The sequence below is a fragment of the Mesorhizobium sp. Ca11 genome, assembly GCF_020165275.1.
GTDB lineage: Bacteria > Pseudomonadota > Alphaproteobacteria > Rhizobiales > Rhizobiaceae > Mesorhizobium.
The window spans coordinates 532,188-555,002 of sequence record NZ_JAIUHU010000002.1 but is presented as its reverse complement, the minus strand read 5'-3'; the positions used below and the strand labels follow the sequence as shown (position 1 = coordinate 555,002).

Genomic DNA, 22,815 nt, shown 5'->3' with positions numbered 1-22,815 from the left:
ACGCTATTAGGAGGCTTAGGCCCGAGCAATCAGCGGATGGAGTGCTATGGCTCGACGCGAATTGCTACTGATCAAACCTCAGCTAGATCTCCCAACGCGTCGATCAGCGGCTGGATCTCGCTCTCGTAGTTCTTCCATCGCTTGACGGATGACTTATAAATCGGCTGGCGAACCTGCCAAAGGCTGTAAGTATTTACCGAGCGATCCTTGTCAAAAAAGCGCAGGCAGGCATCGTCCCAAGGCAGCCCGAGATAATCGATGAGGCGTCGCGACTGCGCCTCTTGGTTTTCAATCAAAGTCTCGTAACGGTTCTCGAATATGCGACCCGGAAAAACCTTGTTCCAATGCCGCATCAGGCGGTCATACTCTCTGTAGTAAAGTCCTAATGTCCGAAGATCAGCGCTGTAGTTGTGCGCTTCATTGAACTGCAGGACAAAGCATGAGACGCAATTGTCGATGGCATCGCGCCGGCAATGAATGATGCGCGCGTTCGGAAAGAGGATGCCGATCAGCCCGATCAGTTCGAAATTGTGGGGCATCTTGTCGACGATTCGAAGCGAATCGGGAGCCCGCTCGCGCAGATAGGCAAGATGCTCTGCTGCTAGCGTCTCGGTCAGTTCGGGGGTAATCGTCGCGATCGATTTGCCGAGGTCTGTGTCGGAGTTGCCTTTGAGACCGATCCCATTGGCCATTCTGCTGAGCTTGCTGAGCTCGCCGGCACCGTGAACACCAGGATGGCTGGCACAGATCTGCTCGGTCAGCGTCGTACCCGAGCGAGGCATGCCGACAACGAATACAGGCACCTCCGAGGGATTGCCATGAGCGGCCATTGAAGCCACCAGCTCCGGTGTGAAGGTTTCGATCATGACATCGACCCAGCGACGGTAGTTTTCCAGATCGAATTTATGGCCCCCGGCTTGATTTCCCTTCTTGAAGTGATCCATCGCCTCCCTGTAGCGACGGAGGTCGTTAAGCAGCTTCCCTGCAGCGTGATGGAGTGCCGCCGCTCCTTCCGCTCCATGGGCCGGGTCTCGAAGCTCCGCTAGAATTGCCGCGAGCTCCGGCGGCTCTTCCGTGAATTTACGCGTCTGCACCAATGCACTGTAGGCAGCCGGTACCGCGATCCGCCGCTCTATCGCCTCTTTCAAATGAACCGCGGCTTCGTCCATACGGCCGAGGCTTGCGAGCGCGCGGGGCAACCCCAACCGGGCCAGAGGATGATCCCGGTCGATCTTGAGTGCCTTCTCAAACAGCGGCAGCGCCATTTCTCCCTTGTCAAATGAGTTGTAGGCATCGCCCAAGGCGCAAAGAGCTTCCACAAGGTCAGGCTTCAACGCCAAGGCCTGCTGAATGTGCCTGATTGCCGGCGTAAATTCGCTGAGCTTCAGATAGGTTTCGCCAAGGCTAAGGTGGTAGTAGGGATTTCGTGGCTCCTCTGCGACCGCCCGCGCGAAATACCGCAAGGCCTTCTCGTTATCGTATCCGAGTCCGAGAGTTCCCAGGATATAGAATGCCAGCGGATGGTTTGGCGTTCTTGCCAGAACCTTGAGACAGAGTTCCTCGGCCTCCGGCAATTGCTCGGCTTTTTGCAGCTCTAGCGCCCGCCGCAACAGCATATCGTCCGCATGCGCTCGCGATGGACCGGCCTGCGTCTTGGCTTTCGGCAGCGCAGCGTTCGGCGGCAGCGCTTTAGCCGAGGGTTGCGTCTTGAGATGCTTTGCCCAAGCGGGCGGCAATCGGTTGCTCATCCTGCCTCGCTAGCAAAAGCGGCAGGCAGAATCCAGCGAGACGTCGTCCGCATCGAACTCGAGGCCAACAGCAGCGCCTGCCGCTGCGTCCACCAGCCCCATGCAAGCGGCAAACCTCGCAAGAGCTGACGCCGGCTGCCGGTCAAGCCAGTCAATTTCAGCTTGCCATCCAACTTGCACCCTTCCCCCGCTCACGCTAGCAAGAACGCCATTTCCACGCGAGCCTGTGCCATGCTTCGTCGCCCTTCCCTCACGCCAATCATCGGCGCGCTTCCCACAACGGTGCCGTTCGTTGGCCCGGAGGCGCAGGAGCGCGAGCGGGGGCGGCCGTTCCGGGCCCGCATCGGCGCCAATGAAAGCAGCTTCGGGCCTTCGCCGCGCGTCATAGCCCGCATGGAGAGCGTTGCCCGCGACCAGTGGATGTATTGCGACCCCGACAATTACGAGCTGAAGGTGGCGGCCGCCGCGCATCACGGCGTGGCGATCGAAAACGTGGTCGTGGGCGAAGGCATCGACGGCCTGCTCGGCGTGGTGGCGCGCATGTATGTCGGCCCCGGCGATGCGGTGGTCACCTCGCTTGGCGCCTACCCGACCTTCAATTTTCATATCGCCGGGGTCGGCGGCCGCTTGGTCACGGTCCCCTATGCCAATGACAAGGAGGACCTGGATGGTCTTCTCGCCAAGGTCGCGAGCGAAAAGGCGCCGCTGGTCTATCTTTCGAACCCCGACAATCCGATGGGAAGCTGGTGGGAGGCGCCGGATGTCGTGCGCTTCATCGAAGCGCTGCCGGAAACCACCATGCTGGTGCTCGACGAGGCCTATGGCGAGCTGGGACCGGCCTCGGCGCTGCCGGCGATCGATGTCGCACGGCCGAACGTCATTCGCATGCGCACTTTCTCCAAGGCTTACGGCCTGGCCGGCATACGCTGCGGCTACGCGGTGGCGGAGGCGGAGGTGATCCGCGACTTCGAGAAGATCCGCAACCATTATGGCGTCAGCCGCATGGCGCAGGTCGCCGGCCTCGAGGCGCTTGCCGACCAGCATTACCTGCGCTCGGTCGTGACGCGGGTGGCGGCAGGCCGTGAGCGTATTTCAGCCATTGCCAGGCAGAACGGCCTGAAGCCGTTGCCGTCTGCGACCAATTTCGTCACCATCGACTGCGGCCGCGATGGCGCCTTCGCGCTGAAGGTGATGCAGAACCTTTTGTCGCGCGACGTGTTCATCCGCAAGCCGATGGCGCCAGTGCTCGACCGCTGCATCCGGGTCAGCGTCGGCCTCGACCATGAGCTCGACATCTTCGCCGAGGAATTGCCGGGCGCCTTGGCGTCGGCGCGAGGGAACTAGGATGTGTTGATATTCAGGTGATGCCAGCCTGCAAATGCTGGTTTTCTGCGCTTCCGGTGCTCACGGACCCGAGTCCGCTCCGCTCCGGTTCTCGAAAGCCACCATTTTCGGCTTGGCCTGACCTGAATCTCAACACACCCTAGCCCAAACCCCTGTTGCCTTTGCCCTTTGCTGTGCCAGATTCCGCCAAGCGCAACGCGGAGCACAGGCAATGCAAGGCGAACATAGAATCGTTCGGGCGCGCGTTTCCGGTACGGTTCAAGGTGTGAGTTACCGCGTCTGGGCGCGCGCAGAAGCAATACGTCTCGGGCTGACGGGTTGGGTGCGCAACGAGCGTGACGGCTCGGTCAGCGCGCTGATCGCCGGCGACGATGGTGCTGTCACGGCGATGATCGAACGCCTGTGGCAAGGGCCGCGGGGCGCGCTCGTCTCGAATGTCGAGGTCGAGGAGGCGGCCGAAGCGGCGCCCGTCGATTTCAGAATCATCGAGTAGGCCAGGTAGCTTCCCCTGAAGGGAAGGGCAATCGCATATGGCTTTGGACAGCCGTACCCTCGAAGGGAAAGGCTTGAATTAATTGAACGTTCGTTTTATTATTGCTGCCAGAGGCAAATATGGCACGCACCACAGGTTCCGACGGGGAGAAAACCGAAGCGGCCGTTCGCGAGGCGGCGGTCAGCCTGATCGCGCGTCTCGGCTACGAGGCGATGTCGATGCGGCAGCTGGCGGCCGAGGTCGGCGTGCAGGCGGCAGCGCTCTATCGCTACTTCCCGACCAAGGAAGATCTGCTTTTCACCTTGATGCGAGAGCATATGGAAGGCCTGCTCGAGGCTTGGGAAGCGGCGCGACCGGCGAGCGTCGATCCGGTGGACCGGCTCACCGCCTATGTCGAAAACCACATCGCTTTCCACATCGGGCGGCGTCACGCCACCCATGTCTCCAACATGGAATTGCGCAGCCTTTCGCATGAAAGGCTGACGCAGATCCTCAAAATGCGCACGGCCTATGAGAAGGAACTGCGCACGATCCTGCGCGACGGCGCCGAGGTTGGTGTCTTTCAGGTCGACGACACCGGGCTCACTGCCATGGCGCTGATCCAGATGATGACCGGCGTCATCGTCTGGTTCCGGCCGGGCGAGCGGCTGTCGATCGCCGAAGTCACGGCATCATATCTTTCGATGACAATGCGCCTGGTCGGCGCGACAATCAGCCATGGCACCGCGCGTCCCTCGGCGCGCGCCAGGGACGCCGTGGCACTCTGATACGGCGCGATCTCCGCGAAGACCCGCGCAGGGAGGAACGGCATGTACACGAATACGCTGAACTTCGGACTGGATCCCGACATCGAGGCGCTGCGCGACACGGTGAGGCGCTTCGCCCAGGACAGGATCGCGCCGATCGCGGCCGAGATCGACCGTTGCAACGAATTTCCCGCGCATCTTTGGGGCGAGCTCGGCGCGCTCGGCCTGCTCGGCATCACCGCCGATCCGGACTTCGGCGGCAGCGGCATGGGCTATCTCGCGCATGTCGTCGCGATGGAGGAGATTTCGCGCGCGTCCGCCTCGGTCGGCCTCTCCTACGGCGCGCACTCGAACCTCTGCGTCAACCAGATCAACCGCTGGGCCACCCCGGCGCAGAAAGAGAAGTACCTGCCTGCCCTTTGCTCGGGCGAAACTGTGGGCGCGCTGGCGATGTCGGAACCAGGCGCCGGCTCGGACGTGGTGTCGCTCCGGTTGCGCGCCGAAAAGCGCAACGACCGCTACGTGCTCAACGGCTCGAAAATGTGGATCACCAACGGTCCCGACGCCGGGACGATGGTGGTCTATGCCAAGACCGATCCGGAACGCCATGCGCGCGGCATCACGGCTTTCATCGTCGAGAAGACGATGGCCGGCTTTTCGGTGGCGCAAAAACTCGACAAGCTCGGCATGCGCGGTTCCAACACCGGCGAGCTCGTGTTCGAGGATGTCGAGGTGCCGTTCGAGAACGTGCTGCATGAGGAAGGGCGCGGCGTCGAGGTGCTGATGTCGGGGCTCGACTACGAGCGCGCGGTGCTGTCCGGGGGCCCGATCGGGCTGATGGCGGCCTGCCTCGACGTCGCTGTGCCTTACGTGCATGAGCGCAAGCAGTTCGGCCAGCCGATCGGCACGTTCCAGCTGGTGCAGGGCAAGCTTGCCGACATGTACTCGACGATGAACGCCGCGCGGGCCTACGTGTACGCGGTGGCGGCCGCCTGCGACCGCGGCGAGACCTCGCGCAAGGACGCCGCCGGCTGCGTGCTGTTCGCCGCCGAGAAAGCGACGCAGATGGCGCTCGACGCTATCCAGCTGCTCGGCGGCAACGGCTACATTAACGACTATCCGACGGGCCGGCTGCTGCGCGACGCCAAGCTCTACGAGATCGGCGCCGGCACCAGCGAGATCCGCCGCTGGCTAATCGGTCGCGAGATCATGGCGGAGGGGGTTTAACGTGGCCACACTGCAAACTCAAATTTCCCCCTCCTCCGACACGTTTCGCGCCAATGCGGAGCGCATGCGCGCACTGGTCGCCGACATCGCCGAGAAGGCGGCAAGCGTCGAGCGCGGCGGCTCGGACGAAGCCCGCGAACGCCACGTCTCACGCGGCAAGCTGTTGCCGCGCGAGCGGCTGGCGCAACTGCTCGACACCGGCTCGCCCTTCCTCGAGGTCGGGCAGTTCGCGGCATGGTCGATGTATGGCGAGGACATTTCCTCGGCCGGCATCATCACCGGCGTCGGCCGCGTCGAGGGCACCGAAGTCATGGTCGTCGTCAACGACGCCACTGTGAAGGGCGGCACCTATTATCCGCTGACGGTGAAGAAGCATCTCAGGGCGCAGGAGATCGCGCTGCAGAACAACCTGCCTTGCGTCTATCTGGTCGACAGCGGCGGCGCCAACCTGCCCAACCAGGACGAGGTGTTTCCCGACCGCGAGCATTTCGGCCGCATCTTCTACAACCAAGCCAACATGTCGGCCGCCGGCATCCCGCAGATCGCCTGCGTCATGGGTTCCTGCACGGCGGGCGGCGCCTATGTGCCGGCGATGTCGGACGAGACGATCATGGTGCGCAACCAGGCGACCATTTTTCTCGGCGGCCCGCCGCTGGTGAAGGCCGCCACCGGAGAAGATGTCAGCGCCGAGGAGCTCGGCGGCGCCGATGTCCACACCAGGCTCTCCGGGGTGGCCGACCACTATGCGATGGACGATGAACACGCCTTGGCCATTTGCCGGCGCATCGTCAAGAACCTGAATCGGAACAAGGCTCTAAAGCTCAATCTGCAGAAACCGGTGCCGCCGCGTCATGACCCGAGCGAACTTTACGGCATCGTGCCGACGGACCTGCGCCAGCCTTATGACGTGCGCGAGGTGATTGCCCGACTCGTTGACGGCTCGGAGTTCGACGAGTTCAAGCAAAACTATGGCACCACGTTGGTTACTGGTTTTGCCCATCTGCACGGCATGCTGGTCGGCATCATCGGCAACAACGGCGTGCTGTTTTCCGAAAGCGCGCTGAAGGGGGCGCATTTCATCGAGCTTTGCTGCCAGCGCGGCATTCCGTTGGTCTTCCTGCAGAACATCACCGGCTTCATGGTCGGGCGAAAATACGAGGCCGGCGGCATCGCCAAGGACGGCGCCAAGCTGGTGATGGCGGTCGCCACCGCAAAGGTGCCGAAGCTCACGGTGATCATCGGCGGCTCGTTCGGCGCCGGCAATTACGGCATGTGCGGCCGCGCCTATTCGCCTCGCTTCCTATGGATGTGGCCGAACGCGCGCATCTCGGTGATGGGTGGCGAGCAGGCGGCGACGGTGCTTGCCATGGTCAAGCGCGAGGGCATCGAGCGCAAGGGCGGTGAATGGAGCGCCGAGGAGGAGGCGAAGTTCAGGAAGCCGATCCTGATGAAATACGAGCATGAGGGTCATCCGCTCTATTCCTCGGCCAGGCTCTGGGACGACGGTATCATCGATCCGGCCAAGACCCGCGACGTGCTGGCGCTGAGCCTCTCGGCAGCGCTCAATGCGGAGACAGAGGCGACGAAATTCGGCGTGTTCAGGATGTGACGATGAGCGCTCTCGGCGACAGGATCCGTATCCACACCGGCGACATAACCATGCTCGCGGTCGACGCGATCGTCAATGCCGCCAATTCCTCGCTGCTGGGCGGCGGCGGCGTCGACGGCGCCATCCATCGCGCGGCCGGGCCGGAGCTGCTTGCCGAGTGCCGCACGCTTCACGGCTGCAAGACCGGCGACGCCAAGCTGACCAAGGGCTATCGGCTGCCGGCGCGCTATGTCATCCACACGGTCGGTCCGGTCTGGCGAGGCGGCGGCCAGGGCGAAGCCGAGCTGCTCGCCTCCTGCTACCGGCGCTCGCTCGAAATCGCGCTCGGCCATGATTGTCGAACCATCGCTTTCCCGGCGATCTCGACCGGCATCTATGGCTATCCGAAAGACCAGGCGACGGAGATCGCTGTTGGTGCCGTAAGCGCCTTCCTGAGGCAAAATGCGCTGCCGGATACGGTTACTTTCTGCTGCTTCGACGAGCAGACGGCGGAGTTATATCGGCAGGCCGTTGCGGCCATTGGGGAGAGCTGATCTTGGAGCAAAAGGCTCAGTACAGGCAAATTCAGATGATCAGCTGGAGGGGCGCGAAGGTATGCCGTCGTCGCCCGAGACACACCCTGGCTGCGGAGGTTCCATGTTCGGCAAGATCCTGATCGCCAATCGCGGCGAGATCGCCTGCCGCGTCATCCGAACCGCCCGCAGGCTCGGTGTGCGCACCGTCGCCGTCTATTCGGACGCGGATGCCCGCGCGCTCCATGTCGAGATGGCCGACGAGGCCGTGCATATCGGCCCCTCGCCCGTCGGCGAAAGCTATCTGCGCGGCGACAGGATCGTGGCGGCGGCGCTCGCCACCGGCGCCGAGGCCATCCATCCCGGCTACGGCTTCCTGTCGGAAAACCCCGATTTCGTCGATCAGGCGACGGCGGCAGGCCTTGTCTTCATCGGTCCTTCCGCCGCCTCGATCCGCGCCATGGGATTGAAGGACGCCGCCAAGCGGCTGATGGAAAAGGCCGGCGTGCCGGTGGTGCCGGGTTATCACGGCGAAGCGCAGGAAATTGTGCTGCTTGCGTCCAAGGCGCGCGAGATCGGCTACCCGGTGCTGATCAAGGCGCGCGCCGGCGGCGGCGGCAAGGGCATGCGGCGCGTCGAGCACCCCGACGATTTCTCGGAGGCGCTTTCCAGCGCGCGTCGCGAGGCGAAGGCGGCGTTCGGCGACGATCGCGTGCTGGTGGAAAAATATGTCGACAAGCCGCGTCACATCGAAGTGCAGGTGTTCGGCGATAATTTCGGCAACGCCGTGCATCTTTTCGAACGCGATTGCTCGGCGCAACGCCGCCATCAGAAGGTGATCGAGGAGGCGCCCGCCCCCGGCATGACGCCGGCGCTGCGCAAGGCAATGACGGAGGCGGCCATGAAGGCTGCCAAGGCGATCAATTATTCGGGCGCCGGCACGATCGAGTTCATCGTCGATGCCTCCCAGGGGCTCAAGGCCGACCGCTTCTGGTTCATGGAGATGAATACCCGACTGCAGGTCGAGCATCCCGTCACCGAGATGGTCACCGGCGTCGATCTCGTCGAATGGCAGCTTCGCGTCGCGTCCGGCGAAACGCTGCCGAAGATGCAGAATGAGATCGCTTTGTCCGGCCACGCTTTCGAGGCCCGCCTCTATGCCGAGGACGCCGCGAGAGGGTTCCTGCCGGCGACCGGCACGCTGCATCATCTCAAATTCCCCGACGCGGCGCCGGAAGGTGCCGCGATACGCATCGAGACCGGCGTGCGCGCCGGGGATGCGATCTCTCCCTTCTATGATCCGATGATCGCGAAGCTGGTAGCGCACGGCAAGGATCGGGCGTCGGCGCTCGGCACGCTGCGCGAGATGCTGGCGCGGACGGAAGTGGCCGGCTCGACCGTCAACACCGCCTTCCTGGCGGCGCTCGCTGCCGACGCCGATTTCGCTGCCGGCGATCTCGATACCGGGCTGATCGGCCGGCACCAGGCGGCGCTCACCGCCATTCCCCCGCCGAGCGACGAGACGATCGCAGCCGCGGCGCTGGCGGCGGCGGATACCGCCGTGCCCGCTTCCGCCGCCGATCCCTGGTCCACGCTTTCCAGCTATGCCCATTTCCACCCGCTCTCGCGCCGCACCCGCTTGCGCTATGGCGAGGAGAACATCCTGGCGCGGGTTTCGGCACGCTCGGACGGCCGCTTCCAGGTGGCGCTGGAGGCACCGCACGATGCGGTGAACACGCATGATTTGAGGACCATGCCGCATGCGGCCCGCTGGCCAGGCCATGTCACCGTCTTCGAGGGCGCGGTCGGCTATACGTTCACGGTCCCCGATCCGCTCGCCAAGGCCGACGAGGCGGGAGCTGCCTCAGGCAGCCTGCGCGCGCCGATGCCGGGGCTGGTCAAGCTGGTGCGCGCCGCAACGGGCGATGCCGTGATCAAGGGCCAGCCGCTTCTGATCCTCGAAGCGATGAAGATGGAGCACATGATCGCCGCCCCGCATGACGGCGTGATCGCCGAGATCGCGGCCGAGGGCGCTCAGGTCAGCGACGGCACTGTGCTGGTGCGGTTCGCGGAGAATGGGCAGGGCTGAAGCGGCTGTTCGAGTTGTCTCGTTAACGAGACAAAATAATTAGATATGGCGGGACAGCCTCCCCTGCACGTCAATGCCGCAGCACAAACGGAAATGGCCGGGCTCGTCCCGGCCATTTCCTTGATTCTTGCAGAACCGATTACGGCTTGATCGGCGCGTATTTGCCGTCGTGCCATTGGTTGATGTCGTAGCTGGCGTTCTTCAGATCGCCCTTCTCGTCGAAGATGACGTCGCCGACCACGGTGCTGATCGGTTTGCCGTCCTTGAGCGCCTCCGCGACCTTGGCCGGATCGTCGGTGCCGGCGCGCTTGACGCCTTCGGCCACAGCCTGGATCACGGCATAGGAGAACAGCGTGAAGCCCTCGGGCGTGAAGCCGCCGGCCTTGATCTTGGCGACCGCGTCCTTCGCTTCAGGCTTGGCCTGCGGGTCCGACGGGAAGACGAACATGGTGCCTTCACCGGCCGGGCCGGCAACCTGCCAGAATTCCGGCGAAGCGATCGAGTCCGGCATGATCAGCTGGAACTTGACGTTCTGCTCGGCCGCCTGACGCAGGATCAGACCCGCCTCGGGGTGATAGCCGCCGAAATAGACGACGTCGGCCTTCAGTTCCTTCAGCTTGGTGACGAGGGCCGAATAGTCCTTCTCACCGGCATTGATGCCTTCGTAGTCGACTTCCTTGAGACCGCCGGCATTCATCGTCGCCTTCACGGCGTCGGCAACGCCCTGGCCGTAGGCGCTCTTGTCGTGCAGGACGACAACGTTCTTGCCGGCGTATTTCTTGGCGATCCAGGGGCCGATGAAGGCGCCCTGCGCGTCGTCACGCGTGTAGAGGCGCATGATGGTCGGCCAGCCGGCCTTGGCGGCGGCGTCGGTCAGCACCGGGTTGGACGAGGCGGGGCTCATCATCAGCGTGCCGGCTTCGGCATAGACGGCCGAGGCCGGAATGCTGGAGCCCGAGCAGGCATGGCCGTCGACGAATTTGACGCCGTTGGCGACGATGCGGTTGGCGACCGAGACCGCCTGCTTGGGATCGCACTGGTCGTCCTCGATGTCGAGCTTTATCTGGGAGCCGTTGACGCCGCCAGCCGCATTGATCGCGTCGGCGGCGGCCTGCGCGCCCTGCTTGAACTGGTCACCGATGGTGGCGAGCTGGCCGGTCATGGGGCCGACCACCGAAATGGTGATGTCGTCGGCGAAGGCAACCGGGGCGCTCATCATCAGGCCAAAAGCGGCCGCGCTCAAAATACCCAATTTTTTCATGACTATAAGAACTCCTCCACTTGCGCGTGCCGATCCGGCCGCGCTTCTTCCACAGAGCCGGGACAATTTCACCCTTCGCCGAAACTGTCGAGAGGACAGTGAGGCCGGCTTTGGTTCATTCCGACGAGGATTTCTTGGGCCACGCGCCTGATTGCCAAGTGTAATGCAAAAAGCCGCGCCGACCTTGTTTCGGTCGGTCACGGCTTTTGCAGTCGAGCTCCCCAGACGCCCCCGCGCCTGAAACCCGCTCGCTTCCCTGTTTTTTGCGTGGCCTCGGTTGTCTCAACCCGCCACGTTCTCGTTCTTCTTGACCGGCCGTCTTTTCGCGGCCTTGTCCCGATGAGCTCTGAGCGCTACGCGCTGAGGATCAGTGCATCGTCATCCATTCGCGGGCTTCGCGCAGCGCCGTGGCGATCTCGACTTTCGACATGGTGGCCGACAGTTCCGAGCGCAGCTCGGCGGCGCGGGCCGAGCCCTTGATCGCGGCGATGTTGAACCATTTGTGGGCGGCAACGACATCGGTCTCGCAATCGCGCCCCGTCGCATACATCATGCCCAGTTCGAAAAGAATGTCGGCCTGGGCAGTTGCCCCCATGGCGCCGAAGCCGTCCTCAAGCATTTCAAAGCGTGCCATTTCAATCCCCTGTCTGGCTCCCGAGAGCTGCCTCCTTTTCCCTTGGTATCCCTCGGGGCGAGCCGCTCTTTCGATGCTTTCGAGGATGACGGCTGGCCTTGAATCCGTCGTTAAATGGCTTGCTTAATTTGAGGAAAACAAAGCTAAAACAAGAGGTAAACGCGGAAAACCGTTAAGCATGGGAATCCAGCGTTTCAGCCATTTTGCATCAAATTCGATGAAAATTGCCGGCGGCAGAATCAAGACTTCGCTAACCACGGAAACCGAAGCGTTTTTCGGTCGCGTTTATTTTCAGTCGGCCGCGCTGCGAAAATCCTTGCAACCTTCCGTCGCGGCACCGCTTTCGTTTTGGCGGCGGCTGGATTAGCTTTACCTTTGCGTAAGGGGCAGGAAGGCGGACTGGAGCCCGCCGCAACCCCATAGGGAGGTGGACACGATGTTTCGAAAGCTGACTGTGGCCCTGGCGGCCACCTTGATCATGGCGGGCGCCGCATGCGCTGACCCGATCGAAGGCAACTGGAAGACGCAGGCCGGCGACACCGCGGCGATCGGCGGGAGCGGTTCTTTCTCGATCACGCTCAAGACCGGCAAATACGCCGGCAAGACGATCGGCTCGCTGAAGGCGGCCGGCGACAACAAATATGCCGGCAGCATCACCGACCCGGCAAACGACAAGACCTATTCCGGCAAGGCGACGCTCTCGGGCACCGCGCTCAAGATGAGCGGCTGCGTGCTCGGCGGCCTGATCTGCAAGAGCCAGACCTGGCACAAGCTCTAAGCGCCAAACTCCAGACCAACGAGACGGCCAAGGGCGTTTCACCGTTTTCACGGCACGGTGAAACGCCCTATTTCTTTGTTTGACGCAATTCCGGGCGGAGAACCGCTCACTTTTCCTGAAATTGCTCTACGCGGCCCCGTTTTCTTTTGCAGCGACAGCCCTCCGCCGCGCTGTGGCACCGGCACGGTGCAAGACTCTCGTCAATCAATTTGAACCGCAGATGAATACCGGTCTCAGAACCGGTTCAGAGGCCGTCAGGCATTTTCTCCCGCATTGAAGGAGAGAGAAATGCTTGCCCGTCGCTTCACCATCGTCTGCCTGCTGATGAGCCTGTTCGGCATGCTCTTCGCCATCCTGGTGGCGGAGGCCGGTCATTCGGCCCGCCCTTGGGAACGGCCGGTGCCCGCATTGTCGGCCTCGTGAACCAAATCGAGCGCTGAAACGACAAAGCTTAAAATCGACCAAGCTGGAAACCGGGATACCACCAAAATGAACCGCATCGCCGACAATGCAACAAAGATCCTCCGGCTGCTGCCGCGGGCGATGCTTATCCTGATGCTGCTGGCAGCCCCGGTGCTGGCGGTGCCGATGATGCGGGCCGATACAAGCCATAGGATCGAGGCGCCGCCGCACAAGAACACCAGCGTAGGCTTCGTGTTGCTGATCAGCCTGCAGCGCGGGTAGATGTGACAATATTCAGGTGAGGCCGGCCTGCGAAACGCGGCTTCCTGCGCTTCCGGTGCTCACGTACGAAAAGTACGCTCCGCTCCGGTTCTCGGAATCCACCTTTCTCGACTCGGCCTGACCTGAATCGCGTCACACCTTGAATCGGAGCGATAACAAAAAATCTCCAGCTGGGTTGCGGTTCCTGTCCGCTCACCCCTCCCAACCGCTCTTCCAAATCTCTATATTGGGCCATGGAAAAGCGAATCTATCCCCAAGCCATCGACTCGGTCGTCATGCCGGAGCCCTTCGGCAAGCAGGACTTCCACGACGCCAGAAAGGCCGTCGCGGCGCTGCAGACGCTGTACGACCGCAACACCAAATTCCTGCGCGATTCTTTCTCAGCCCTTGCCGCGGGCGGAGATGAAAGCAAGCGCTACCGGGCCTTCTATCCGCAGATCGGCGTCACCACGACCTCGTTCAGCCAGGTCGACTCGCGCCAGGCCTATGGCCATATGCCGACGCCCGGCCATTTCGCCACCACGATCACGCAGCCGCAACTGTTCGAGAACTATCTCATCGAGCAGCTTCGGCTCATCATGCGCAATCACGGCGTGACGGTGACGGTCTCGGAATCGACGACACCCATCCCGCTGCATTTCGCCTTCCTGGAAGGCACCTATGTCGACGGCGCCGCCGCCGAGCGCATCAAGCGACCGATCCGCGACCTGTTCGACGTGCCCGATCTCGACGGCACCGACGACCAGATCGCCAACGGCACCTTCGAGGTGGCGTTCGGCGAGCCGCGGCCGCTGGCGCCTTTCACCGCGCAGCGCATCGATTATTCGCTGCACCGCATGACGCATTACACGGCGACCAGCCCGCAGCACTTCCAGAACTTCGTGCTGTTCACCAATTACCAGTTCTACATCGACGAATTCGTGGCGCGCGCCCGCGAGTTGATGGCCAATGGCGACAGCGGCTATGTCGAGTTCGTCGAACCCGGCAATGTCGTGACCAGGAACGGGGAGACGGTCCCGGAAGGAACGCCGCCGCACCGCCTGCCGCAGATGCCGGCCTACCACTTGAAGAAGCCGGGCCATGGCGGCATCAGCATGGTCAATATCGGCGTCGGCCCGTCCAACGCCAAGACCATCACCGACCATATAGCGGTGCTGAGGCCGCATGCCTGGGTGATGCTTGGCCACTGCGCCGGGCTGCGCAACACGCAGGCGTTGGGCGACTATGTGCTGGCGCATGCCTATGTGCGCGAGGACCATGTGCTCGACGACGACCTGCCGGTCTGGGTGCCGATCCCGCCGCTGGCCGAAATCCAGGTGGCGCTGCAGGAGGCGGTCGCCGAAGTGACCGGCCTGTCGGGCTACGACCTCAAGCGCATCATGCGCACCGGAACCGTCGCCACCATCGACAACCGCAACTGGGAGCTGCGCGACCAGCGCGGACCGGTGCAGCGCCTGTCGCAGTCCCGGGCCATCGCGCTCGATATGGAATCGGCCACCATCGCCGCCAACGGCTTCCGCTTCCGCGTGCCTTACGGGACGCTGCTGTGCGTTTCCGACAAGCCGCTGCATGGCGAGCTGAAGCTGCCCGGCATGGCGACCGAGTTCTACAAGCGACAGGTGGCGCAGCATCTGACCATCGGCATCAAGGCGATGGAGAAGCTGGCCGAAATGCCGATGGAGCGGCTGCATTCGCGCAAGCTCAGAAGCTTTTCCGAAACGGCATTCCAATAACCGCACGCCTGCCAGCGACCGGCGAGGCAATCGGTCGTCTTGCTTGGGCCGCAATTTGGCCGATAACCGGTCCGAACGGAAGACTGGGGCTTCGGAGAAAATGACAACGGGCGGTGCGCGCTTGAGCATGATGGCTCAGCTGATAGTCCTGGCGATGATAGCATGCTCGGCTGCGCTCTTGGCCGGGTTCTTCGGCGCGCTGCATCCGGCCTTCGATTCCTTCTCTCATTTCCGCATGCATCTGAGCCTGCTGACGGCCTTGCTCGCGCTGGCCCTGCTGGCCGGTCCCTACCGGCTGCAGGCCGTCGCCGTGCTGGTCTTCGCCATCGCCTGCTTCGTTACGACGACGGGCGCACTGCCCAGATTGTCGGCGCAGCAGGCGGTCGCAAAGCCGGCCGACCGCATCACCTACAGCCTGTTGCAGATGAACCTGCGCTTCAACAACCCGACGCCGAAGAAGGTGCTGTCGCTGATCGGCAGGACCAACCCGGACGTCATCACGCTCGACGAAGTGTCCGGCATGTGGGCGAAGGAGCTCAGCTATATCGCCGGCGCCTACCCCTATCGTATCCTGTGCGACTACCCCAACGGCATTTTCGGCGTCGCGCTGCTCTCGCGCCGTCCCTTCGCCGCCGGCACCGCGCCGCGTTGCGAGCCGCGCGGCGCGATGGCTACCGCGATGATCGATTTCGGTGGCATTCCGGTCAATGTCGCCGCGATCCATCTCAGCTGGCCGTGGCCGAAGGAGCAATACTGGCAGATCGGCGAACTGGCGCAACCGCTGGCCGCGCTCGGCGAGACCGCCATCATGGCAGGCGACTGCAATGCCGTGCCGTGGAGCGCGGCGGTGCGGCGGGTGGCGCGAATGAGCGGTATGACTCTGATGCCTTCGGCCGGTCCGACCTGGATCCACCGCACGCTGCCTGACTTTCTGCGCCGCTATGCGGGCCTGCCGATCGACCAGGTGTTCAGCAAGGGCGGGGTGACGATCCTGTCATCGGCCCGGCTGGAGGACATCGGCTCCGACCATTTGCCGGTCCTGGTCGAATTCACGCTGCCGACCGACAGCAACGCGCCCGAGGACGAGCACAAATCGGCGCTGGCGGCGAACGACGCGCCGAACAAGCCGCGGAGCTGACGTCCGCTCGGTCGGCGAACGGGCTGGAGTTTCAGTTCTTCCCCATCAATGCATTGACCAGTTTCTCGACATGGCCGCCGTCGCGGTGCTCGCGCGCGTCGAAGGCAATCTGCCTGGCCTCGTAGTCGGCATAGATCGTGTCGATGCGGCGTCTGGCGTCCCAGCGAAGACCGGTGCAGAACCAGTTGTCCAGCCGCTCGAGCCCGGCAAGCGCCGTCTCGGTCGCCCGCATCATCTGCTTGGCGATGCGGCCATGGGTATGCTCGTGCTGGCGCACGCCGGCCATGAAGCGATCCCAGCGCTTGCGCAGGACCGGACCGGATGGGGACGTCCGGCGCGGAAAGGTGTAGGTCAGGTCGATCGTGCCGGTGGCCTGACGCAGCCGACAGATGCCGTTGTCCCGTTTCACGTCGAGGTTCCAATGCACGGTATAGCCGGTCTCGGCGATGGCGCGCGTGGCATGGCCGTGCCTCGGCCCGAGGCCATCCATCGCCTCGATCAGTTCAGCCCCGGTCCTGCCGGTGACGTCGTAGCTGCGCACATGCACGGTCAGCTTGGTGCCGGCGAAGGCAGGCGCGCAAGAAAGCATGCCGGCAGCAGCTAAAATCGCCAGGCTGATGCGCCGCATGTCCGCCTCCTCGTTTGACGCGAAGCAGACCATACTCGGCGCCCGGCTTCAACGGTCTCTGCCGATAAGGCGCGGCTACCCGACCTTCGCCGGGCCTGTTGGAGCGGCAGTCGAGACGGCCCGGTCGGAGCGGCTCACATGCCCTGGTAAACCGGGCCTTCGCCGCCTTGTGGCGGCACCCAGTTGATGTTCCGGTTCGGATCCTTGATGTCGCAGGTCTTGCAGTGGACGCAGTTCTGCGCGTTGATGACGAAGCGCACGTCCTTGGCCGAAGGATCGGCGGCGGCGTTGCCGTCCTTGTCCACCCATTCATAAACGCCGGCCGGGCAATAGCGAGTCGAGGGACCGGCAAAGACATCGTGCTCGGAACGCTGCTGCAGCGCCATGTCGCCGACGATCAGGTGCACCGGCTCGTTTTCCTCGTGGTTGGTATTCGACAGGAACACCGAGGACAGCCGGTCGAAGGTCAGCACGCCATCCGGCTTCGGATAGGCGATCTTCTGATGCTGGGCGGCGGGTTCGAGCGTCGCATAGTCGGCCTTGCCATGCTTCAGCGTACCGAAAGGCGAGAAGCCGAACAGCGTGTTCAGCCACATGTCGAGACCGCCGATGCCGACGCCGACAATGGTGCCGAAGCGCGACCAGAGCGGCTTGACGTTGCGCACCTTCTTCAGGTCCTTGCCGATATCGGTGCCGCGCCAGGCTTCCTCGTAGGAAGCGAGCTCGTCATTGGCGCGGCCGCCGGCAATCGCCCCGGCCACATGCTCGGCCGCCAGCATGCCGGAGAGCACCGCATTGTGCGAGCCCTTGATGCGCGGCACGTTGACGAAGCCTGCCGCGCAACCCATCAGCACGCCGCCGGGGAAGGAAAGCTTCGGCACCGACTGCCAGCCGCCCTCGGTGATGGCGCGTGCGCCGTAGCCGATGCGCTTGGCCCCCTCGAAGGTGCCGGCGATCGCCGGATGGGTCTTGAAGCGCTGGAATTCCTCGAAGGGCGACAGATACGGGTTCTTGTAGTTCAGGTGGACGACGAAGCCGACCGCCACCTGGTTGTCCTCGAGATGGTAGAGGAAGGAGCCTCCACCGGTCTTCATGTCTAGCGGCCAGCCGAAGGAATGCTGCACGAGACCAGGCTTGTGGTTCTCGGGCTTGACCTGCCACAGCTCCTTGAGGCCGATGCCATATTTGCCGGGCTCGCGGCCTTCGGAAAGCTTGTATTTGGCGATGAGCTGCTTGGCCAAAGAGCCCCGCGCACCTTCGCCGATCAGCACATATTTGCCCATCAGTGCCATGCCTGGCGCGTAGGCCGGGCCATGCGTGCCGTCCTTCTCGACGCCCATGTCGCCGGTGATGACGCCGCTGACGGCGCCGGCCTCGTTGTAGACGAGGCTTGCCGCGGCGAAGCCCGGATAGATCTCGACGCCCAGCGCCTCTGCCTTGGTCGCGAGCCAGCGGCAGACATTGCCCAGCGAGACGATGTAATTGCCGTGGTTGTTCATCAGCGGCGGCATCAGGAAGTTCGGCAGGCGGAAGGAACCGGCGGGCCCGAGCACCAGGAAATGGTCGTCCGTCACCGGTGTCTTGAACGGATGGCCCTCCTCTTCGCGCCAGCCGGGCAGCAGCCGGTCGATGCCGATCGGGTCGACGACGGCGCCGGAGAGGATATGGGCGCCAACCTCGCCGCCCTTCTCCAGGAGGACGACGGAAAGGTCCGGGTTGAGCTGCTTCAGACGGATCGCGGCGGCAAGGCCGGCGGGACCAGCGCCGACGATCACCACGTCGAATTCCATGCTCTCGCGTTCGATTTCGCTCATCGGCCCCTCACTGGCTCGCCATGTTCTCGCATTGTGCTGGCTCATGCGCTGCATAGCGCATCAATTCGCGACGCGAAACCGGCGCTGACGTGACAATGCCGATTTCGACAAAAAGTCGCGGTTTTCCCTACGAAAAGGCAGCAGCGGAGACCATGGCCAAGCATAGGCCAGCGCCACTTGGTTGACAGGCCAGGCGGCGACGGCATGTTTTTAATTGTTCGACGGCTTGGTTATCGGCGATACTTCGCGTCATGCGCAGTCCAGAGCCAGCCGGCTTTTCATCGAAGCGCTTACTCTTCACGCCAGGCATGGCCTGGCGCGCGGTTCTTCCGCTCCTCTTTTTGACCCTTCCGGCGGAAGCCGATCCGGTGAAGGTCTGGGCGACCGGCGCCTATTCCTTCTCCGACGAGCTGGGTGGCTTCCGCATCACGGGGGCGTCTGGCATCGGCACCAAGGAAGACCCGCTGGTCATCAGGGAGGAATTGAACACGGCGACGCCGGTAACGCTGACGATCCGTGCGACCAAGCCGATCGAGCCCTTCGGCAAGGCCGGCGCGGTCGCCAACGGCGTGATGTATATGCGCATCGACGTGCTCAACAACAGCGCGCTGCCCTGGGTGGAATTCCAGTTCGAGCTGCAGGAGATCCTCGACCAGCCGAGCGTGTTCGGCGACGGCCTGTCCTTCGACCAGCGCAACAAGACGCCCGACAACATCTGGTCGAGCAATTTCGCCGATTTCGACCGCCGGTTCGAACCCTATGACCGGCTGCTGTTCCGCAACGGCAAGATCGACCCGCTGAAGACGGCGACCTTCGATTTCCTGGTCACCGATTATACGCCGCGCTGGACGTTTTACATCGTGCAGGATCCCCGCATACCCACTGGGTGAAAGCATATCGATATTCAGGTGATGCCGGCCTGCAAATGGCGGTTTCCTGCGCTTCCGGTGCTCACGTACGAAAAGTACGCTCCGCTCCGGTTCTCGGAAACCACCATTTTCGACTCGGCCTGACCTGAATCTCGACATGCTCCAATACAGGCGAACGTGGCTTAACCTTGCAAATCGGCGCCGCGCGGACAATGGTGGCGCCATGACTGCCGCCTCCCCCAGCACACCTGCCGAGATCGCCGAACTGCTCGCCTTCTATGCCAGCGCCGGCGTCGACGACGCGCTTGAAGACGCGCCGGTCAACCGGTTTGCCGAAGCGGCGGCGAAGTCGGCCGAAGGCAGGCCTGCCGAGCGGGCGCCAGCCGCACCACCTCGCGACGCAAGATCCGAGAGCCGCCCGGCATCCGGGCAGGTCCCGGAGCGGCCCCAGGCGTCCGTGCCGGCAACGCCATCATCCGGTCTCGACGCGCGCAATATTCCGGACGCTCCGGCGCGCATACCGGCCGCCACCGTCCCCGACGAGGCGCAGGCGCTGCTTGCCCGGCAACTGGCCGCAAGCGCCTCGACGCTCGAGGAACTGTGCCAGCACATGGCTGCCTTCGACGGCTGCAATCTCAAATTCACGGCCAAGAACCTGGTCTTCGCCGACGGCAATCCGAACGCCGACCTGATGCTGGTCGGCGAAGCGCCGGGCAGAGACGAGGATCTTGAAGGCCTGCCCTTTGTCGGCCGCTCCGGCCGGCTGCTCGACCGCATGCTGGCCGCGATCGGCCTCGACCGCGGTTCGGCCTATATCGCCAACGTCATTCCGTGGCGGCCGCCGGGCAACCGCACGCCGACGCCGCACGAGACCGAGATCTGCCGGCCCTTCATCGAAAGGCAGATCGAACTGGTCAATCCCAAGGTGCTGATCAATCTCGGCGGCCCATCGGCCAAGACGCTGCTTAACACGACCGAGGGGATTCTGCGGCTGCGCGGCAACTGGCGGGTGCACACGACCGCATCGGGCATAGCCATTCCAGCGATGCCCACGCTGCACCCGGCCTATCTGCTCAGGACGCCGGCGCACAAGAAGCTGGCATGGCGGGATTTTCTCGAGGTGAAGGCAAAGTTGAAGGGGCTGGCGTGAGCACTTTTTCCTTCTCCCCTTGTGGGAGAAGGTGCCCGAAGGGCGGATGAGGGGTGCTCCAGGGAATGCCAGCGTCTCACTCCGCTGGAACACCCCTCATCCGTCTCGGCGCTGCGCGCCGATCCACCTTCTCCCACAAGGAGAGAAGGCGGAGCTATGACCTCCCAGGTAATTGAACTCCGCCCCTCGCCGCCCTACTCCTCTCCCATGACCACATCCGACATCTCCGCCGGCGGCCTGATCCGCGAATGGCGCACGCGGCGGCGCATGAGCCAACTCGACCTCGCCATGGAGGCCGATATCTCGCAGCGGCATCTCTCCTTCGTCGAAAGCGGCCGGGCCCAGCCGTCGCGCGACATGGTTCTGCATCTGGCCGAGCAGCTGTCGATTCCACTGCGCCAACGCAATCAACTGTTGCTTGCCGCCGGCTTCGCGCCGAGCTTCAGCGAAAAGCCGCTGACCGATGCGACGCTGGCGCCGGCGCTTGCCGCCGTCGAGACCGTGCTCAAGGGCCACGAGCCCTTTCCGGCACTGGCGGTGGACCGGCACTGGAACCTTATTTCCGCCAATGGCGCGATCGCCCCGTTCCTTGCCGATATTTCCGAGCCGTCCCTGCTTACGCCGCCGGTCAATGTGCTGAGGCTCAGCCTGCACCCGGACGGCGTGGCACCGCGCATCGTCAATCTGGCGGAGTGGCGCGCGCATCTGCTGGAGCGGCTCAAGCACCAGAACGACGCCACCGGCGACCCGGTGCTGATTGAGCTGGAGCGAGAGTTGCGCGCCTATCCGTCGGGCCTGAGAAGCAGCCGGCCCGCACCGGTCGAGCCGAGTGGCATCGTCCATCCGCTACGGCTCGCGCATGGCGATCAGGTGCTGTCCTTCATCAGCACGATCACCGTCTTCGGCACGCCGCTCGACGTCACGCTGTCGGAGCTGGCGATCGAATCCTTCTTCCCTGCGGATGAGCAAACCCGGGCGGTGCTGGTGCGGCTGGCGAAGGAGCGGAGCTCTCAATAGCTCAAAATTAGAAAGGCCGAGGGACAGCACCCCCCTCTGTCCTGCCGGACATCTCCCCCGCAAGGGGGAAGATCAGCTGTCGCGGCCGCTTTCGCCAATCATCAACATGGCGGGTAGTGCGCCGCCGAGGGAACTGCCAATCTCCCCCCTTGCGGGGGAGATGGCCGGCAGGCCAGAGGGGGGTGTGAAGGAACTCGGCCTTTGAAGCTACTCTTTGAAACAGTTCACCCCTGCGGCGGCGCGGCCGTCCTGGTGCGCGTGCGCTCCAGGCCGAGCTGCCGCTCGCGCCAGATGATGAAAATGCCGGCGGCGACCACGATCACGCCGCCGATTAGCGTGTTGAGCGAGGTGACGTCGCCGAAGACGAAATAACCGACGACGACACCGAGGATCATCGAGGTGTATTCGAACGGCGCCACGACCGAGGCTTCGGCGTGGCGGTAGGCCGCCGTCATCAGGATCTGGCCGAGCCCGCCGCAGAAGCCCGCGAAGACGAGGAGCGCGGCCTGCATCGGCGTCAGGGCCTGCCAGCCGAAGGGCAGCGTCAAGAGCGACAACACCGAAGCCGTCGAGGAGAACCACAGCACGATGGTCGCCGTCTTCTCCGTCTGCACGAGATTGCGCACCAGAAGCATGGCGACCGCCGAAATCGCGGCGGCGATCAGCGCGGCCATGACGCCCAGCAGCTCCTGGTCGTCGAGGCCTTCACCGGAATTGAGCAGCGTCAGCTCGGGCCAGGAGATGATCAGCACGCCGGCAAGACCGACCGCAACCGCGCTCCAGCGGTAGACGCGGATCGTCTCGCCCAGGAAGACAGAGGAGAACACCACGACCAGCAGCGGCTGGGCGTAGTTTAGCGTGATGGCCTCCGGCAGCGGCAGCCTGGTCAGCGCGAAGAAGCCGAGCCCCATGGCACCGACGCCGACGACGCCACGCGCGATATGGTTGAACGGCCGCCTGGTCGTGAACGCGGTGGCGAGCTCACCCTTGAAGGCCAGGAAAGCGACGATCGGGAAGATGGCGAAGAAGGAGCGGAAGAAAACGATCTGTCCGGCGGGCACGTCGCCGGCCGCCTTGATGCAGGTCTGCATGCCAACGAAGACCGTCACCGAGACGATCTTCAGCGTAATGCCGCGCAGCGTGTTGTGGCCGACGGCATGATCGACGGTCATCTTGCCTCGTATTGATGGTCGGGAAACGAAGCCGCGAAATAGGCCAAGAGCAATTCCAGGAAAAGTGTGTAACGGTTTTCCGTCCGGAATTGCGAAACACAAGCTATGCCGCAGTTTTGTCGAGTGGCCGTTTCGTGTAAAGAGCGCGCACCCTCAAAATTCTTGGACC

Annotated in this window: 22 protein-coding genes; 16 read left to right on the top strand and 6 right to left on the bottom strand. The window is 63.5% G+C overall.

Going from position 1 to position 22,815, the window contains the following annotated elements; genetic code table 11:
- Positions 1-71: 71 nt before the first annotated feature.
- Entirely contained in the window at positions 72-1,748 is a 1,677-nt protein-coding gene (locus LB538_RS06315) for a tetratricopeptide repeat-containing sulfotransferase family protein (RefSeq protein WP_224529790.1), read from the bottom strand.
- Positions 1,749-1,979: 231 nt separating this feature from the next.
- On the opposite strand from LB538_RS06315, the gene LB538_RS06310 reads away from it, so the two are divergent.
- The 7 genes from LB538_RS06310 (at position 1,980) to LB538_RS06280 (ending at position 9,768) form a co-directional block, all read left to right on the top strand.
- Complete coding sequence (locus LB538_RS06310) at positions 1,980-3,092, top strand: pyridoxal phosphate-dependent aminotransferase (RefSeq protein ID WP_224529792.1); 1,113 nt, start codon at positions 1,980-1,982, stop codon at positions 3,090-3,092.
- Positions 3,093-3,303: 211 nt separating this feature from the next.
- Positions 3,304-3,585 (top strand): acylphosphatase, encoded by a 282-nt coding sequence (locus LB538_RS06305; protein ID WP_224529801.1) that lies wholly within the window; start codon positions 3,304-3,306, stop codon positions 3,583-3,585.
- A gap of 119 nt (positions 3,586-3,704) precedes the next feature.
- Positions 3,705-4,352 (top strand): TetR/AcrR family transcriptional regulator, encoded by a 648-nt coding sequence (locus LB538_RS06300; protein WP_224529803.1) that lies wholly within the window; start codon positions 3,705-3,707, stop codon positions 4,350-4,352.
- Between the two features lie 42 nt (positions 4,353-4,394).
- Positions 4,395-5,558 (top strand): isovaleryl-CoA dehydrogenase, encoded by a 1,164-nt coding sequence (locus LB538_RS06295; protein ID WP_224529804.1) that lies wholly within the window; start codon positions 4,395-4,397, stop codon positions 5,556-5,558.
- A gap of 1 nt (position 5,559) precedes the next feature.
- Entirely contained in the window at positions 5,560-7,167 is a 1,608-nt protein-coding gene (locus LB538_RS06290; RefSeq protein WP_224529807.1) for a carboxyl transferase domain-containing protein, read from the top strand.
- A 2-nt stretch (positions 7,168-7,169) separates the two neighbouring features.
- Complete coding sequence (locus LB538_RS06285; RefSeq protein ID WP_224529809.1) at positions 7,170-7,700, top strand: O-acetyl-ADP-ribose deacetylase; 531 nt, start codon at positions 7,170-7,172, stop codon at positions 7,698-7,700.
- A gap of 103 nt (positions 7,701-7,803) precedes the next feature.
- A complete protein-coding gene (locus tag LB538_RS06280; RefSeq protein WP_224529812.1) occupies positions 7,804-9,768 on the top strand; it encodes an acetyl/propionyl/methylcrotonyl-CoA carboxylase subunit alpha in 1,965 nt (654 codons plus the stop codon).
- A gap of 139 nt (positions 9,769-9,907) precedes the next feature.
- Here the strand turns inward: LB538_RS06280 and LB538_RS06275 are convergent, their stop codons facing one another.
- Positions 9,908-11,029, bottom strand: coding sequence for an ABC transporter substrate-binding protein (locus LB538_RS06275; protein ID WP_095766910.1), 1,122 nt, complete (start codon positions 11,027-11,029; stop codon positions 9,908-9,910).
- A gap of 367 nt (positions 11,030-11,396) precedes the next feature.
- Positions 11,397-11,663, bottom strand: a complete 267-nt coding sequence (locus LB538_RS06270; protein WP_027164869.1) for a sel1 repeat family protein — start codon at positions 11,661-11,663, stop codon at positions 11,397-11,399.
- A 178-nt stretch (positions 11,664-11,841) separates the two neighbouring features.
- On the opposite strand from LB538_RS06270, the gene LB538_RS06265 reads away from it, so the two are divergent.
- The 6 genes from LB538_RS06265 (at position 11,842) to LB538_RS06245 (ending at position 15,996) form a co-directional block, all read left to right on the top strand.
- Positions 11,842-12,030 (top strand): hypothetical protein, encoded by a 189-nt coding sequence (locus tag LB538_RS06265; RefSeq protein ID WP_224529814.1) that lies wholly within the window; start codon positions 11,842-11,844, stop codon positions 12,028-12,030.
- A 69-nt stretch (positions 12,031-12,099) separates the two neighbouring features.
- The gene (locus LB538_RS06260) at positions 12,100-12,441 is read left to right on the top strand and encodes a DUF2147 domain-containing protein (protein ID WP_224529817.1); all 342 of its coding nucleotides are present in this window, start codon (positions 12,100-12,102) and stop codon (positions 12,439-12,441) included.
- A 288-nt stretch (positions 12,442-12,729) separates the two neighbouring features.
- Complete coding sequence (locus tag LB538_RS29155; protein ID WP_263481629.1) at positions 12,730-12,864, top strand: hypothetical protein; 135 nt, start codon at positions 12,730-12,732, stop codon at positions 12,862-12,864.
- 66 nt (positions 12,865-12,930) lie between these two features.
- Entirely contained in the window at positions 12,931-13,125 is a 195-nt protein-coding gene (locus tag LB538_RS06255; protein ID WP_095766908.1) for a hypothetical protein, read from the top strand.
- A 275-nt stretch (positions 13,126-13,400) separates the two neighbouring features.
- Positions 13,401-14,858 carry an AMP nucleosidase gene (locus tag LB538_RS06250; protein ID WP_224529820.1) on the top strand — a complete coding sequence of 486 codons (1,458 nt, stop codon included), beginning with the start codon at positions 13,401-13,403 and terminating at the stop codon, positions 14,856-14,858.
- Positions 14,859-14,985: 127 nt separating this feature from the next.
- The gene (locus tag LB538_RS06245; RefSeq protein ID WP_224529824.1) at positions 14,986-15,996 is read left to right on the top strand and encodes an endonuclease/exonuclease/phosphatase family protein; all 1,011 of its coding nucleotides are present in this window, start codon (positions 14,986-14,988) and stop codon (positions 15,994-15,996) included.
- A gap of 31 nt (positions 15,997-16,027) precedes the next feature.
- On the opposite strand, the gene LB538_RS06240 is transcribed toward LB538_RS06245, so the two are convergent.
- Positions 16,028-16,624, bottom strand: coding sequence for a DUF922 domain-containing protein (locus tag LB538_RS06240; protein ID WP_224529827.1), 597 nt, complete (start codon positions 16,622-16,624; stop codon positions 16,028-16,030).
- 134 nt (positions 16,625-16,758) lie between these two features.
- Entirely contained in the window at positions 16,759-18,438 is a 1,680-nt protein-coding gene (locus tag LB538_RS06235) for an electron transfer flavoprotein-ubiquinone oxidoreductase (protein WP_224529830.1), read from the bottom strand.
- A 251-nt stretch (positions 18,439-18,689) separates the two neighbouring features.
- Between LB538_RS06235 and LB538_RS06230 the strand changes: the two genes are divergently transcribed.
- From LB538_RS06230 to LB538_RS06220, 3 genes are all read left to right on the top strand, one after another.
- A complete protein-coding gene (locus tag LB538_RS06230; protein ID WP_140842566.1) occupies positions 18,690-19,328 on the top strand; it encodes a hypothetical protein in 639 nt (212 codons plus the stop codon).
- A gap of 202 nt (positions 19,329-19,530) precedes the next feature.
- On the top strand, positions 19,531-20,457 hold the full coding sequence (locus LB538_RS06225; RefSeq protein WP_224529833.1) for a uracil-DNA glycosylase family protein: 927 nt from the start codon (positions 19,531-19,533) through the stop codon (positions 20,455-20,457).
- 207 nt (positions 20,458-20,664) lie between these two features.
- Positions 20,665-21,474, top strand: coding sequence for a helix-turn-helix domain-containing protein (locus LB538_RS06220; RefSeq protein WP_224530030.1), 810 nt, complete (start codon positions 20,665-20,667; stop codon positions 21,472-21,474).
- A gap of 224 nt (positions 21,475-21,698) precedes the next feature.
- Here the strand turns inward: LB538_RS06220 and LB538_RS06215 are convergent, their stop codons facing one another.
- Entirely contained in the window at positions 21,699-22,646 is a 948-nt protein-coding gene (locus LB538_RS06215; protein ID WP_224529836.1) for a DMT family transporter, read from the bottom strand.
- Positions 22,647-22,815: the final 169 nt, after the last annotated feature.